We start from the raw sequence: 13,239 nt of genomic DNA, 5'->3' as shown, positions 1-13,239 counted from the left end.
AGACTTTCGTCAGCGCTGATCTCGGCAAATTGCCTGCCTTTTGGTGCCAAGGAGGAGGTAAGGGCGCGCGGCAGCGTTCCCTCCCCTCTTGTGGGGAGGGTTAGGGTGGGGGTACATCTTCGCAAGAATCCATATGCGATTGCTCTGCCCACAAGGGAGATTGGCGCGTCATTCCCTCAGGTCATTCAGCCGCCAGCTTGTCCTGCGTTTTCGTCTCGAAATCGCTGGCGTCGTGGCGCTCGTGCAACTGCATCGCTGGTTCGCCGAAGGCGCGATTGACCATACGGCCGCGCCGCACGGCCGGCCGCGCGTCGATGGCGTCGGCCCAGCGTTGGACGTGTTTGTATTCCTGCACCGACAGGAACTCGCCTGAGTCATTGTACATGCGGCTCTTGGCCAGACCGCCATACCAGGGCCACACCGCCATGTCGGCGATGGTGTAGTCGGCGCCGCCGAGATATTCGCTTTCCGCCAGTCGCCGGTCGAGCACGTCCATCTGGCGCTTCACCTCCATGGCGAAGCGGTCGATGGCATATTCGATCTTTTCCGGGGCATAGGCGTAGAAATGGCCGAAGCCGCCGCCGAGATAGGGGGCGGAGCCCATCTGCCAGAACAGCCATGACAAGGTCTCGGCGCGCGCCGGCTGCTCGGTCGGCAGGAACTCGCCGAATTTCTCGGCGAGATGGAGCAGGATCGAGCCGGATTCGAAGACGCGGATCGGCTGCTTGCCGCTGCGGTCCATCAGCGCCGGGATCTTGGAATTGGGATTGACCCCGACGAAGCCGCTGCCGAACTGGTCGCCGTCATTGATGCGGATCAGCCAGGCGTCGTATTCGGCGCCGCTGTGGCCGAGCGCCAGGAGCTCCTCCAGCATGATCGTCACCTTGACGCCGTTGGGCGTCGCCAGGGAGTAGAGCTGCAGCGGATGCTTGCCGACCGGCAATTCCTTGTCATGCGTCGGGCCTGATATCGGCCGGTTGATGCTGGCGAAGGCGCCGCCACTCGGCTTGTTCCAGGTCCATACTTTCGGCGGAGTGTATTCGGTCATCTCGGGAGGCCTTTTTTGGCGGGGAGGGGTCTTGGGAGGCAGCTTGCGCGATGGGAGGTTGGACAGGGCAGAGTTGGTCTGCATGTAGCTACAGATAGCGCGGACAGCAGAAAGTTCAACTTGCGTTGAACTATTGTAGAAGCCGGCGCAGGTTCCACCCTTTCCGAAAAGGGGGAGAAGGGAAAACTGCCCTTGCGCCTGACCATGCGCGCCATACCTATAGAAGATACCGGGCCTAGCCGGTCCTCATGATCATTGCCGGGACAAAAGCATGCCTATCGATACTATCTTGCGGTCCATCGTGGCTGTGCGCGCCTCAATCCCGGACGATGCCTTCACAGCCAATGCGCTGGGCACCAGCCGGGAAGGCAGCGGCGTGGTCATCCGCGATGACGGGCTGGTGCTCACCATCGGCTATCTCATCACCGAGGCGGAAGAGGTCTGGCTGACCAGCCATGACGGTCGCGTGGTGCCGGCGCATGCGCTCGCCTACGACCAGGAAACCGGCTTCGGCCTGGTGCAGGCGCTGGCCCCGCTCGGCCTGCCCGCGGTGGCTCTCGGCGACGCGGCCAAGGCCGGCGTCGGCGATCCGGTCGTGCTCGCCGACGGCGTCGGCCGCTCGGTCAAGGCGCATATCGTCACCAAGCAGGAATTCGCCGGCTATTGGGAATATCTGCTGGACGAGGCGATCTTCACCGCGCCGGCGCATCCGTCCTGGGGTGGTGCCGCCCTGATCGGACAGGACGGCAGCCTGCTCGGCATCGGTTCGCTGCTGCTGCAGATGAGCCGCAATGGCGAGATCGCCGACATCAACATGGTCGTGCCGATCAACCTTCTGCCGCCGATTCTCGACGATCTCCTGACGCGCGGCCAGGTCGCCAAGCCGCCGCGTCCCTGGCTCGGCGCCTTCTCGGCCGAGAGCAATGGCGAGGTCGTTGTGATGAGCGTCGCCGATGGCGGCCCGGCGGCCCAGGCCGGCCTGCGCCAGGGCGACATCATCTCGGACGTTCGCGACGGCGAGGTCGACGGTCTGGCCGATTTCTATCGCAAGCTGTGGCAGAACCCGGCCGGCGCGGAGATTCCCTTGCGCGTGGTGCGCGACGGCCGCGAAACCTGGCTGCGCGTGAAATCCGCCGACCGCAACAGTTTTCTGAAGAAGCCGCATTTGCAATAGGTGAGGCGCAGGGACTGCCCGGCCTTCACCTTCCGACGATCACTCACCGCAAGCGGCAAAGCCAGTTCCCGTATTCCAATCCGCGAAGGGGATAACCTTGCCCTCGGCCGACACGGTCTTGTGCACGGTCGCGCCGTCCGGTTGCTTCTTGCTGCTTTTGCCCTTGCCGGTCAGCACATTGTAGTCGCAGGCGCTTTCGACATTGTCCTTCAGATAGTCGTGATGGTCATAGGCATAGCCGGCGACGATAAAGGCGCCATTGCGTCAGGCTATCGTCAGCGTCTCGTTGGTGCGCTCGCTTCCCGTTGGCATCGCCGGCAGATAGAACCTGATCGAGCCGTTGGGCAGCGCGGTCAGTTCCGTTTCAGTGTCGGAGGCTTCGTAGCCCGGCCGGTCGTAGCCGTTCCATTCGCCATAGATCTGCCCACGCACGATGCCGGCGGGCTTGAGAAAGTTGTGCTCCTTGTCCCTGAGGAAGAAATACATGTCCATCGGGTCGGAGGGTTCGGTCTCGACGATCATCGCCATATCGGTAGCGCCGTCTTCGTTGAAGTTCGCCGGTGAGTGCGGTGATGATCTTCTGGCTTTCGATCGGTTCGGCCGGGGCCGCGCCGGAAAGCAGAAAATTGCCAGCAGCAAGGCAAGGCCGACAAGCATCGATTGCATCGCATATCCCGAGGTGAGCGTGAATGTGCGAAGCAGAACAGGACGATAGAAGATTTTGCGGAAGTTACATCACTGCAGCATGATCCGCCATGGGCGCTGTTTCGTCGGACAAATCAGCAACCGACTACCTGCAGGTAGCCGGGTGTTGCCAACTTTCGCATCACGCCATCCCGCGTCATGATCGGAATCCTGCAAACCCGGGCGGTGGCGATCAGATAGCAATCGCCGGGTCTTTGTGCCCAGTCGCCGTGACCGCCGCCGCCGCCTCTATCGCGATCCGCTGTTTTATCGGAATGATCTTCGCTGCTGTTGCCTCGACTGCGGCTGAAAACCAGCGAGCGGGAGAATTGGTACCGAAGTCAGGTGGGTCCTTGTGGGCAGGCTTTCGCGCCGCGATCGCTAGTTCCCATGCCGTGACAGTGCCGGCCTCTTGATTCTCGCCAATTGTTATTAGCGCATCATCAGAAAGCGGCTCTGTTCCGCTCACCAGCCAGTAGAGAACATGGGTGTCGAGCAGGACGCCCGGCAAGGATCAACCCTTTGGCCGCGTGCTTCGGGGCCTGGGTTCTGCCTTTGAGGGCCTGTTCAGCGATAGGCTTGGTCAGGTCCACACTCTTCTTGATCGCGAACTTGCTGCCCTTCAGCGACTCCGCGCCGCGGACGGTCACGAGTTTTCCCGTCTTCGCATTGCGGATTGTCAGGGTTGATGCTGCACTTGTCTTGGCCATACGCTGTATATAGCGAATTTTACAGGCTTGGACGAGGGGTACCCAGGGCAATCGCATATGGCGCTCCCCCACTCCGTCTCGGCTTCGCCGAGCCACCTCTCCCCCACAAAGTGGGGCAGAGGAAACGCCAATCGCCGTGGTCGCGGCCTTGAAAGGCCTGGGTTTCCTCTCCCCCATGTCATGGGGGAGAGGTGGCCGCGCAGCGGCCGGAGTGGGGGGCAGGGCGCTGCCATATGCGATTGCCCTGGAGGGGTACCGGTCATTTCCCATCCTCGCCAAAAATCCCGATCACCCAGTCGATGAACACGCGCACGCGCGGCGCGAGCTGACGGTTCTGCGGATAGAGTGCTGACAGCGGCGTCGGCGCCGGCGGGTGGCCAGGCAGCACTTCGACAAGCGTGCCCTTGGCGAAATCCGCGGCGAAGCGGTAATGCGGCGCCTGCACCAGGCCGAAGCCGAGGCGCGCCAGTTCCGCCATCGTATCGGAACCGTTGACCGTCACCCGGCTGGGCAGCGTGACATAGCGCAAGGCGCCGCCAACGGTGAATTCGAGCGGCATGACCTCGCCCGTCCGCGACGAGCGGAAGCCGACCATCAGATGGCCGTCGAGATCGTCGGGGGTTGCCGGCATGCCGTGCTTTTCGAGATAGGCAGGGCTGGCGCAGGTGACTTCGCGCAATGTTGCCACCCGGCGCGCGATCATGCCGCTGTCGGCTTGTTCGCCGGAACGCAGCACGCAGTCGACGCCTTCGCGCACCAGGTCGACCAGCCGGTCGCCATCGCCGATATGCAGGTCGATCCTGGGATAGCGGTCGAGGAATTCGGAGAGCCGCGGCAGGATGAAATGGCGGGCCATGAAACCGTGCACGTCGATCCTCAAAAGGCCCTGCGGCTGCGCCGCCTGGAAGCCGGCCTCGGCATCCTCGACATCGGCGAGGATGGCGAGACAGCGCTGGTAATAGGCTTGGCCGTCCAGCGTCGGGGTGACGTGACGCGTGGTGCGTTCGAGCAGCCTCACCCCGAGCCGAGCCTCCAGCTCCCTGATCGCCTCGGTGGCGGTCGATCGCGACAGGCCGAGATCGGCGGCGGCCGCGGTGAAGCTGCCGCGCTCGATCACGCGGGCAAGGAGGCGCATCCGGTCGAGACTGTCCATGTCAATTGTTCGCCATATCCGAATGGTGTTGGCAAGTCCCGGGCGATTATCCCGCAGGATTTATCGCCTACCTTCAGTCCACAAGGAATGGAGAGCTGACATGACCATGCAGAATGGAAAGGTGGCGCTGGTGACCGGCGCATCGAAAGGGATCGGTGCTGAAATCGCCAGGCGGCTGGCACGCGACCGCTTTTCGGTCGTCGTCAATTATGCCAGGGGCGCTGAAGCAGCCGAAGGCGTGGTGCGCGAGATCGAGGCGGCGGGCGGCACGGCGATCGCCGTTCAGGCCGATATCGGCGATCCCAAGGGCGTGGTGCGTTTGTTCGACGCAGCCGAGCAGGCCTTTGGCGGTCTCGATGTGCTGGTCAACAATGCCGGCATCATGAAGCTCGCGCCGATCGCCCAGATGGACGACGCCGGTTTCGAGCAGCAGGTCGCGGTGAACCTCGGCGGCGTTTTCCGCGGCATGCGCGAGGGCGCAAGAAGGCTGCGCGACGGTGGCCGCATCGTCAGCTTCTCGTCCAGCGTGGTCGGGCTCTACCAGCCGACCTACGGCGTCTATGCCGCCACCAAGGCCGGCATCGAGGCGATGACGCATGTGCTGGCCAAGGAACTCGGCCCGCGCGGCATCACCGTCAATGTCGTGGCGCCGGGGCCGGTGGCCACCGAGTTGTTCCTCGGCGGCAAGTCCGAGGCGCTGGTCGAGACGATCACCAGGATGATCCCGCTGGGACGGCTCGGTCAGCCCGCCGACATCGCCGGCGTGGTGTCGTTCCTCGCCGGACCGGACAGCGGCTGGGTCAACGGCCAGGTGCTGCGCGCCAATGGCGGCACGATCTGACTTTACCTCCAATAACCACAGGGAATGACATCATGCCGTTTGCAAACTTCAAAGTGCCGGAGCGCGCGCTGTCCGCCGGACAGAAGGAGGACCTCGTCCACAAGACCACGGCCCTGTTCGTCGAGATGTTCGGCGAAGGCGTGCGCCCCTACACAATGGTGCTGATCGAGGAGGTCGCCGACGGCGGCTACGGCCGCGCCGATGTGGTGTTCAAGATTCCTGGGGGATGAGCGGAGACGCCCGACCGCTGATTGACAGGCGCGCCATCTCGGCGCTTGAACACCCCCTCTGTCCTGCAGGGCAGAGGGGGTGGGAAGAAACGCGACCTGTGCAAAGTTGGTCGCCGGCGAGGGAAGCAAGAGACGATGGCCCCAGTCAAGGTCGATCCCGCCAAGGTGCACGAGTTCAGGGACGCCGGGAGCTTCCATGCCTGGCTCGACAAGCACCACGACACGGAAACCGAAGTCTGGATCAAGATCCACAAGGTGGATTCGGGATTGGCGTCGATCACGCCGAAGGAAGCGATCGACGTGGTGCTGTGCTTTGGCTGGATCGATGCCGTGCGCAAGGGGCTCGATGAGAAAAGCTATCTGCAGCGCTACACGCCGCGCGGCAGGAAGAGCATCTGGAGCCAGATCAACATCGACAATGTCGCCCGGCTGATCGGGGAGGGGCGGATGACCGACCATGGGCTGAAACAGGTCGAGGCGGCCAAGGCCGACGGCCGCTGGGACCGCGCCTACAGAAGCAAGGATATGCAGATCCCGAGCGATCTCCAGGCGGCGATCGACGCCGAGCCGAAGGCGAGGGAGATGCTGGCGAAACTCAGCGCGCAGAACCGCTTCGCGCTTGCCTTCCGCACCCACAACATGAAGACCGAGGCCGGACGCAGGAAGAAGATCGAGACTTTTGTCGAGATGCTGAAGCGCGGCGAGACGATCTATCCGCAGGGGAAGAAGTGAACTAGCCGCCAGGCCGGAGCGAGGCGCGGCATGCTACGAAAATAGCATTCTCGCACCTGGGGGTGGATGCTAGGGTCGCTGCCCGTGCATCCCAGGCACGCAGCGGCGTGGTCCCGCAAAATGGAGGAATGGCGAGCGGGACGCTGCCCGTATTCTCAAGAAATCGGACGGTCAAGTTGAACCATGGTGAGGCTGCCGCGTTTGCCGTGGTTGGCCACAAGGGAGGAAAATACCGGTGAAAGCGTCCTATCTCGTTTCGGTCGCGCTGCTTGCGGCGACGGCGATGCCCGCGGCAGCGGGCGAAATTTCCGACGGCAAGGTCAAGATCGGCATCCTCAACGACCAGTCGGGCGTTTATGCCGATTTCGGCGGCAAATGGTCGGTCGAGGCAGCCAAGATGGCCGTCGAGGATTTTGGCGGCAAGGTCCAGGGTGCGCCGATCGAGGTCATCAGCGCCGACCACCAGAACAAGCCGGACATTGCCTCCAACATAGCGCGCCAGTGGTACGACACCGAGCAAGTCGACGCGATCATGGAACTGACGACGTCCTCGGTGGCGCTGGCCGTACAGGGGCTCTCCAAGGAAAAGAAGAAGATCGACATCGTCACCGGCGCCGCTTCGACCGACCTCACCGGCAAGCAGTGCTCGCCCTATGGTTTCCACTGGGCCTACGACACCCATTCCCAGGCGGTCGGCACCGGCGGGGCGCTGGTGCAGCAAGGCGGCGACAGCTGGTATTTCATCACCGTCGATTACGCCTTCGGCTATTCGCTCGAAGAGCAGACCGCCAAGCTGGTCAAGGATCGCGGCGGCCAGGTGCTCGGCCAGGTGCGTTATCCGCTCGGCTCCACCGACTATTCCTCCTTCCTGCTGCAGGCGCAGTCCTCCGGCGCCAAGGTGATCGGGCTGGCCAATGCCGGTCTCGACACCTCGAACTCGATCAAGCAAGCGGCCGAGTTCGGCATCGTCGCCGGCGGCCAGCGGCTCGCGGCGCTGCTGTTCACGCTGGCCGAGGTGAACGGGCTTGGCCTGCAGGCAGCCCAGGGCGTCGTGCTGACCGAAGGCTACTACTGGGACCGCGACGACAAGAGCCGCGACTTCGCCAACCGTTTCTTCAAGCGCACCAACAGGATGCCGAACATGATCCAGGCCGGCACCTATTCGGCGGTGTCGCAATATCTGAAGGCCATCGACAAGGCCGGCACCGACGAGACCGAGGCGGTGGCCAAGCAACTGCATGAGATGCCGGTCAACGACGTCTTCACCGCCAACGGCAAGGTGCAGGCCGACGGCTCGATGGTGCACGACATGTATCTCTATCAGGTCAAGAAGCCTGAAGAGAGCAAGAGGGACTGGGATTACTACACCTACCTTGCCACCATTCCGGGCGATCAGGCCTTCATGAAGGCCGAGGATAGCGGCTGCCCGCTCGTCACCAAGTGACGACGGCAGCCGCCGCGGCCGTCCGGCCGGACGGCGATCGGGACATGCCGCGGGTGGTGCTTTCCGCCCGCGGCCTCCGGCGCGACTTCGCCGGTTTCGTCGCGGTGAAGGACGTCGACCTCGACGTTCATCACGGCAGGATCCACGCCCTGATCGGACCGAACGGCGCCGGCAAGACAACCGTCTTCAACCTGCTGACAAAATTCCTGCAGCCGACCAGCGGCAGGATCGAATTGCTGGGCAACGACATCACCCGCACCCCGCCGGCCAAAGTGGCGCGGATGGGCCTGGTGCGGTCGTTCCAGATATCGGCGATCTTTCCGCATCTCAGCGTGCTCGACAATGTGCGCGTCGCGTTGCAGCGCCCGGGTGGGCTGGGCTTCCAGTTCTGGCGCTCGCTGGCGGCGCTCGACCAACTCACGCCGCGGGCGCGGGAGCTTCTCGGCATCGTCGGTCTCGACGATGCCGCACACCGGCTCGCCGGCGATCTCTCCTATGGCAGGAAGCGCGTGCTGGAGATCGCCACCACGCTGGCGCTCGATCCGAAGGTGCTGTTGCTCGACGAGCCGATGGCCGGCATGGGACACGAGGATGTCGGCACGATCTCCGGGATCATCCGTTCGCTCGCCCGCGATCGGGCCGTGCTGATGGTCGAGCACAATCTGACCGTCGTCGCCGATCTCTGCGACTGGATCACCGTGATGCAGCGCGGGCAGGTGCTCGCCGCCGGCGACTATGCGACCGTCAGCCAGGACGAGCGCGTCAAGGTCGCCTATATGGGGACGGAGCATGAGTGAGCCGCTGCTTGCCGTGCGCGATCTCCACGCCTGGTATGGCGAGGGCCATGCGCTGCACGGCGTCAACCTCGATGTCTTGCGCGGCGAGACCGTGACTTTGCTTGGCCGCAACGGCGTCGGCAAGACCACCACGTTGCGCGCCATCGTGGGGCTGGTCCGCGAGCGCAGCGGCAGCGTCGTCTTCAACGGCAGCGACCTGATCGGCCTGCCGTTGCACCGCGTCGCCCGTCAGGGCATCGGCTACGTTCCCGAGGAGCGCGGCATCTTCGCCACGCTGACCGTCGACGAGAACCTGATCCTGCCGCCGGTGGTGGCCAAGGGCGGCATGAGCGTCGACGAGATATTCGACCTCTTCCCCAATCTCAAAGAGCGCCGCAACAGTCCGGGTACCAGGTTGTCCGGCGGCGAACAGCAGATGCTGGCGATCGCCCGCATCTTGCGGACGGGCGTGCAGATGCTGCTGCTCGACGAACCGACCGAGGGCCTCGCGCCGGTCATCGTGCAGCGCATCGGCGAATTGCTGGCGACATTGAAGAAGCGTGGCATGACGATCCTGCTTGTCGAGCAGAATTTCCGTTTCGCCGCCCGCATTGCCGACCGCTTCTATTTGATGGAGCACGGCAAGGTGCTGGAGGGCTTCCCGGTGGCGGAACTCGCCGCGCACACCGAAAAGCTGCATGAGGTGCTGGGAGTATGATGGCGCCATGACGATGATTTTCGGCATTCCCATCCAGGCCCTGCTCGGGCAGCTCTTAGTCGGGCTCATCAACGGCTCGTTCTACGCCATGCTGAGCCTTGGGCTGGCCGTCATCTTCGGCCTGCTGCGCATCATCAATTTCGCCCACGGCGCGCTCTACATGCTTGGCGCCTTCATCGGCTACCTCTTGCTTGTCCATCTCGGCATCGGCTACTGGCCGGCGCTCGTCCTGGTGCCGATCGCAGTCGGCGTCTTCGGCATGGCGGTCGAACGCGCGGCGCTGTCGCGGCTCTACCGTCTCGATCCGCTCTACGGCCTGCTCTTCACCTTCGGCATGGCGCTGGTCATCGAAGGCGCGTTCCGGTTCTACTACGGCGTGTCGGGAAATCCCTATGCCGTGCCGCCGCTGCTTGCGGGAGGCACCAATCTCGGCTTCATGTTCCTGCCCAACTATCGCGGCTGGGTGGTGCTGGCTTCGCTGATCGTCTGCATCGGCACCTGGCTGTTGATCGAGAAGACCAGGCTTGGCTCCTACCTGCGCGCCGCGACCGAGAATCCCGAGCTCGTCCAGGCTTTCGGCGTCAACGTGCCGCTGCTCCTGACGCTCACCTACGGGCTTGGCGCGGCACTTGCCGGGCTGGCCGGCATTCTGGCCGCGCCGGTCTACCAGGTCAGCCCGCTGATGGGCTCGGATCTCATCATCGTCGTCTTCGCCGTCGTCGTGATCGGCGGCATGGGCTCGATCCTGGGCGCCATCGTCACCGGCTACATGCTCGGTCTCGCCGAGGGCCTGACCAAGGTGTTCTATCCCGAGGCGTCGAACCTCGTCGTCTTCGTCATCATGGCGATCGTGCTTCTGCTGCGGCCGGCCGGCCTGTTCGGAAGGGATGCCTGAGATGAGCGAGCTGACACTTCAGGAAAGGCGCGCTGCTGCCTCCGTGCGGCTGGAATGGGGCCTGGTGGCGCTGGGCATAGTGGCGCTCATCGCCGCGCCCTTCTTCATCTACCCGATCTTCGTCATGAAGATGCTGTGCTTTGCGCTGTTTGCCTGCGCCTTCAACCTGCTGCTCGGCTACACCGGGCTGCTCTCCTTCGGCCACGCAACCTTCTTCGGGGGTGCCGCCTATTTCTGCGCCTACGCCGTCAAGGCATGGGGCTGGCCGCCGGAGGCAGGCATTCTGCTCGGCATGGGCGGCGCGGCGGTGCTCGGCCTGGTCATGGGGTTCCTCGCCATCCGCCGGCAGGGCATCTATTTCGCCATGATCACGCTGGCGCTGGCGCAGATGTTCTATTTCTTCTGCGTGCAGGCGCCCTTCACCGAAGGCGAGGACGGCATCCAGGGCGTGCCGCGCGGCAGCCTGTTCGGCATCGTCGACCTGAATGTCACGATGAACATGTACTATGTCGTGCTCACCATCTTCCTCATCGGCGTGTTCGCCATCTGGCGGATCGTCAACTCGCCCTTCGGCATGATCCTGCGCTCGATCCGCGAGAACGAGAATCGCGCCATCTCGCTCGGCTATTCGGTCGGCCGCTACAAGCTCGCCGCCTTCGTCATGTCGGCGGCGCTGGCAGGGCTTGCGGGTGCTACCAAGGCGATCGTGTTCCAGTTCGCCACGCTCACCGACGTGACCTGGCAGATGTCGGGCGGGGTGATCCTGATGAACTTGCTCGGCGGCATCGGCACCATGGTCGGGCCGGTTGTCGGCGCCGGCCTCGTCGTCGGCCTGGAAAACACGCTTGCCACTTCGGGCTTTCCGGTGACCATCGCCACCGGCCTGATCTTCATGGTCTGCGTGCTCATCTTCCGCCGCGGCATCGTCGGCGAACTCTATGCGCGGTGGCTTTCGCCGGCTGAAGCCGGCAGCGACCGCGACAAGGCCTGATTCTGGCTGCCGTCGCAAATCCCCGCGGTACTTGCCGAGGTCGACAAACAGTGTCCGTGTTGATTGGAATGTGGGAGATCGCCACATAGTAGGCCTCTCGCGAGGACTGGCGAGGGTCTGGGAGCGGTTGGGCATCCTGCTTATGTCGGGTATGTAATTTGACTTCGTCGATAAGTCAATTATATATCGTCGTTACGACGGTAAGAAACAGGATAACCGACATGATACACGCTTATCCAAAACTTGATTCGTCGGATCAGGACGTATTGGGGCTGATCCGTTCGTTGCGAACTGAGCTAAAATACCAAGTGAGCATAAATCCCATTCGCTGGACGGGATTTTTGCGACGAAACACTTTTGCGCGTGCACTTCAAGGTTCGAACAGCATTGAGGGAATAAACGCCAATCTGGCCGAAGCCGTCGCAATCGTTGACGATGAACGACCCGAAACTTTGGAAGAGGAAACGATCCGGGCGCTCAACGGGTATCGGACTGCGATGACTTACGTTTTGCGGCTGCATGACGACCCGCATTTGGTGATCAATGCGCAGTTGATCCGAAGCCTTCATTTCATGATGCTCAACTACGACATGACCAAATTGCCAGGGCAATGGCGCAATGGTCCTATTTATGTTGTGCATGAGCCGTCCGATGAAACCGTATATGAGGGGCCGGATGCCGAGTTGGTCCCGGGGCTGATCGAGGAACTGGTGGCCCAAGCCAACAGTTTGCCTGACGTCGATTCGTCGATGGTCCTCGGCGCTATGATTCATTTGAATTTGGCGATGATCCATCCTTTCAAGGATGGAAATGGAAGAATGGCCAGAGCGCTTCAAACGTTGATACTGGCCAGAAAAGGTGTCGTTGCACCGGTATTCTGTAGCATTGAAGAATGGCTCGGACGAAACACTGAATCTTACTATAAAATCCTAGCTGAGACTGGCAAAGGCAAATGGAGCCCGCAAAACGACGCCCTGCCATGGGTTCGATTCTGCCTAATAGCTCACTATCAACAGGCCATCACCTTAAAGAAGCGGAACGCTCAGATCGGAAGGCTTTGGGAGGCTATCGACAAAATGACAACAGCTTTGAAACTCAACGAACGTGTCCAACTGCCTTTGATGGATGCGGCCTTTGGCTATAAGGTTAGAAATCTGCGGCATCGCACAGAAAACGACATTTCTGAGGTGGTAGCCAGTCGCGACCTCAAAGAACTTTGTGACCAAGGTCTGCTCAAGCCGGTTGGCGAGAAGCGCGGTCGCTACTATGTCGCCGGAGACACGATTGCTGACCTACGGGCAAAGTTTGCCGATAAGACAAAGGCAGCAAATCCTTACGACCTGGTTTCAGGAAAGGCTAAGGCTTCGCAGTTGACTTTGCCGGTTTAAGCCTGAGAGGAACGCTGCTTCCCTGGTGAACGCCGATCTCCTCTTTGAGCATCTCACGAGGGGGAGGTCCTCGCCGAAGGCGACAGAGGGGGCGGAGCGAGACGCTGGGCCCTACACGTCGTCGCCCGTCTTCTCGATTTCCTTGAGATAGAAGATCTTGCTCGGCTGCAGGTGATCGACGCAGAGGTGGGCCAGCACCCAATTGTCCCTGCGCTTCATCGCCTCGATCATGAACCGGTGGTGCTGGCGCGACACTTCGAGCTCCTCGCGGTCGGCCAGCGAGTTGGCCCGCACCGGCAGGCTGAGCCGCATGTAGTGGTCGATCGACGACACCAGGTAGTCGTTGCCGCATGCCGACAGCATGGTAAGGTGGAAGCGGTCATTGGCCTCATGGATGCCGCGCAAATAGTGCGCATCGACATGGGCGCTGTAGACCCGGTGGATCTCCACTAAGG

The 13,239-nt window shown here is 62.4% G+C and carries 16 protein-coding genes; 10 read left to right on the top strand and 6 right to left on the bottom strand.

What is annotated here, in order from left to right:
• Positions 1 to 181: 181 nt before the first annotated feature.
• Positions 182 to 1,048, bottom strand: a complete 867-nt coding sequence (yghU, locus tag MESS2_RS23310) for a glutathione-dependent disulfide-bond oxidoreductase (protein ID WP_008876954.1) — start codon at positions 1,046 to 1,048, stop codon at positions 182 to 184.
• Between the two features lie 271 nt (positions 1,049 to 1,319).
• Between yghU and MESS2_RS23305 the strand changes: the two genes are divergently transcribed.
• Positions 1,320 to 2,222 (top strand): S1C family serine protease, encoded by a 903-nt coding sequence (locus MESS2_RS23305; RefSeq protein WP_008876953.1) that lies wholly within the window; start codon positions 1,320 to 1,322, stop codon positions 2,220 to 2,222.
• A gap of 39 nt (positions 2,223 to 2,261) precedes the next feature.
• Here the strand turns inward: MESS2_RS23305 and MESS2_RS33540 are convergent, their stop codons facing one another.
• From MESS2_RS33540 to MESS2_RS23290, 4 genes are all read right to left on the bottom strand, one after another.
• Positions 2,262 to 2,399, bottom strand: coding sequence for a hypothetical protein (locus MESS2_RS33540; protein WP_008876952.1), 138 nt, complete (start codon positions 2,397 to 2,399; stop codon positions 2,262 to 2,264).
• An 87-nt stretch (positions 2,400 to 2,486) separates the two neighbouring features.
• The gene (locus tag MESS2_RS33535; RefSeq protein ID WP_244440062.1) at positions 2,487 to 2,888 is read right to left on the bottom strand and encodes a hypothetical protein; all 402 of its coding nucleotides are present in this window, start codon (positions 2,886 to 2,888) and stop codon (positions 2,487 to 2,489) included.
• A gap of 211 nt (positions 2,889 to 3,099) precedes the next feature.
• On the bottom strand, positions 3,100 to 3,417 hold the full coding sequence (locus tag MESS2_RS32440; protein WP_008876950.1) for a PIN domain-containing protein: 318 nt from the start codon (positions 3,415 to 3,417) through the stop codon (positions 3,100 to 3,102).
• Between the two features lie 458 nt (positions 3,418 to 3,875).
• Positions 3,876 to 4,769: a LysR family transcriptional regulator gene (locus MESS2_RS23290; RefSeq protein WP_008876948.1), complete on the bottom strand. Its 894-nt coding sequence runs from the start codon at positions 4,767 to 4,769 to the stop codon at positions 3,876 to 3,878.
• A 100-nt stretch (positions 4,770 to 4,869) separates the two neighbouring features.
• On the opposite strand from MESS2_RS23290, the gene MESS2_RS23285 reads away from it, so the two are divergent.
• The 9 genes from MESS2_RS23285 (at position 4,870) to MESS2_RS23245 (ending at position 12,784) form a co-directional block, all read left to right on the top strand.
• Positions 4,870 to 5,610, top strand: coding sequence for an SDR family oxidoreductase (locus MESS2_RS23285; protein ID WP_008876947.1), 741 nt, complete (start codon positions 4,870 to 4,872; stop codon positions 5,608 to 5,610).
• Between the two features lie 32 nt (positions 5,611 to 5,642).
• Positions 5,643 to 5,840, top strand: coding sequence for a tautomerase family protein (locus tag MESS2_RS23280; protein ID WP_008876946.1), 198 nt, complete (start codon positions 5,643 to 5,645; stop codon positions 5,838 to 5,840).
• A 135-nt stretch (positions 5,841 to 5,975) separates the two neighbouring features.
• Entirely contained in the window at positions 5,976 to 6,572 is a 597-nt protein-coding gene (locus MESS2_RS23275; protein ID WP_008876945.1) for a YdeI/OmpD-associated family protein, read from the top strand.
• A 235-nt stretch (positions 6,573 to 6,807) separates the two neighbouring features.
• Positions 6,808 to 8,016: an ABC transporter substrate-binding protein gene (locus MESS2_RS23270; RefSeq protein ID WP_008876943.1), complete on the top strand. Its 1,209-nt coding sequence runs from the start codon at positions 6,808 to 6,810 to the stop codon at positions 8,014 to 8,016.
• A gap of 44 nt (positions 8,017 to 8,060) precedes the next feature.
• A complete protein-coding gene (locus tag MESS2_RS23265) occupies positions 8,061 to 8,813 on the top strand; it encodes an ABC transporter ATP-binding protein (RefSeq protein WP_040593856.1) in 753 nt (250 codons plus the stop codon).
• The gene (locus MESS2_RS23260; RefSeq protein ID WP_008876941.1) at positions 8,806 to 9,510 is read left to right on the top strand and encodes an ABC transporter ATP-binding protein; all 705 of its coding nucleotides are present in this window, start codon (positions 8,806 to 8,808) and stop codon (positions 9,508 to 9,510) included. Before MESS2_RS23265 ends, MESS2_RS23260 begins: the two co-directional genes overlap by 8 nt.
• Positions 9,511 to 9,517: 7 nt before the next feature.
• The gene (locus MESS2_RS23255) at positions 9,518 to 10,405 is read left to right on the top strand and encodes a branched-chain amino acid ABC transporter permease (RefSeq protein ID WP_008876940.1); all 888 of its coding nucleotides are present in this window, start codon (positions 9,518 to 9,520) and stop codon (positions 10,403 to 10,405) included.
• A 1-nt stretch (position 10,406) separates the two neighbouring features.
• On the top strand, positions 10,407 to 11,396 hold the full coding sequence (locus MESS2_RS23250) for a branched-chain amino acid ABC transporter permease (protein ID WP_008876939.1): 990 nt from the start codon (positions 10,407 to 10,409) through the stop codon (positions 11,394 to 11,396).
• Positions 11,397 to 11,617: 221 nt separating this feature from the next.
• Positions 11,618 to 12,784 (top strand): Fic family protein, encoded by a 1,167-nt coding sequence (locus tag MESS2_RS23245; protein WP_008876938.1) that lies wholly within the window; start codon positions 11,618 to 11,620, stop codon positions 12,782 to 12,784.
• A gap of 111 nt (positions 12,785 to 12,895) precedes the next feature.
• Here the strand turns inward: MESS2_RS23245 and MESS2_RS23240 are convergent.
• On the bottom strand, positions 12,896 to 13,239 hold a 344-nt coding region (locus MESS2_RS23240; protein ID WP_040593854.1), incomplete at its 5' end, for an FCD domain-containing protein.

This window comes from Mesorhizobium metallidurans STM 2683, assembly GCF_000350085.1.
Lineage (GTDB): Bacteria > Pseudomonadota > Alphaproteobacteria > Rhizobiales > Rhizobiaceae > Mesorhizobium > Mesorhizobium metallidurans.
The sequence above is the reverse complement of the archived record's forward strand: the minus strand, read 5'-3'. Positions and strand labels throughout refer to the sequence as shown.

Coding starts and splice junctions, on each gene's coding strand:
- MESS2_RS23255 (WP_008876940.1), top strand. CDS start 9,518: ATGACGATGATTTTCGGCATTCCCATCCAGGCCCTGCTCGGGCAGCTC.
- MESS2_RS23260 (WP_008876941.1), top strand. CDS start 8,806: ATGAGTGAGCCGCTGCTTGCCGTGCGCGATCTCCACGCCTGGTATGGC.
- MESS2_RS23245 (WP_008876938.1), top strand. CDS start 11,618: ATGATACACGCTTATCCAAAACTTGATTCGTCGGATCAGGACGTATTG.
- MESS2_RS23285 (WP_008876947.1), top strand. CDS start 4,870: ATGACCATGCAGAATGGAAAGGTGGCGCTGGTGACCGGCGCATCGAAA.
- yghU (WP_008876954.1), bottom strand. CDS start 1,048: ATGACCGAATACACTCCGCCGAAAGTATGGACCTGGAACAAGCCGAGT.
- MESS2_RS23265 (WP_040593856.1), top strand. CDS start 8,061: ATGCCGCGGGTGGTGCTTTCCGCCCGCGGCCTCCGGCGCGACTTCGCC.
- MESS2_RS33535 (WP_244440062.1), bottom strand. CDS start 2,888: ATGCAATCGATGCTTGTCGGCCTTGCCTTGCTGCTGGCAATTTTCTGC.
- MESS2_RS23305 (WP_008876953.1), top strand. CDS start 1,320: ATGCCTATCGATACTATCTTGCGGTCCATCGTGGCTGTGCGCGCCTCA.
- MESS2_RS23290 (WP_008876948.1), bottom strand. CDS start 4,769: ATGGACAGTCTCGACCGGATGCGCCTCCTTGCCCGCGTGATCGAGCGC.
- MESS2_RS23280 (WP_008876946.1), top strand. CDS start 5,643: ATGCCGTTTGCAAACTTCAAAGTGCCGGAGCGCGCGCTGTCCGCCGGA.
- MESS2_RS23275 (WP_008876945.1), top strand. CDS start 5,976: ATGGCCCCAGTCAAGGTCGATCCCGCCAAGGTGCACGAGTTCAGGGAC.
- MESS2_RS23250 (WP_008876939.1), top strand. CDS start 10,407: ATGAGCGAGCTGACACTTCAGGAAAGGCGCGCTGCTGCCTCCGTGCGG.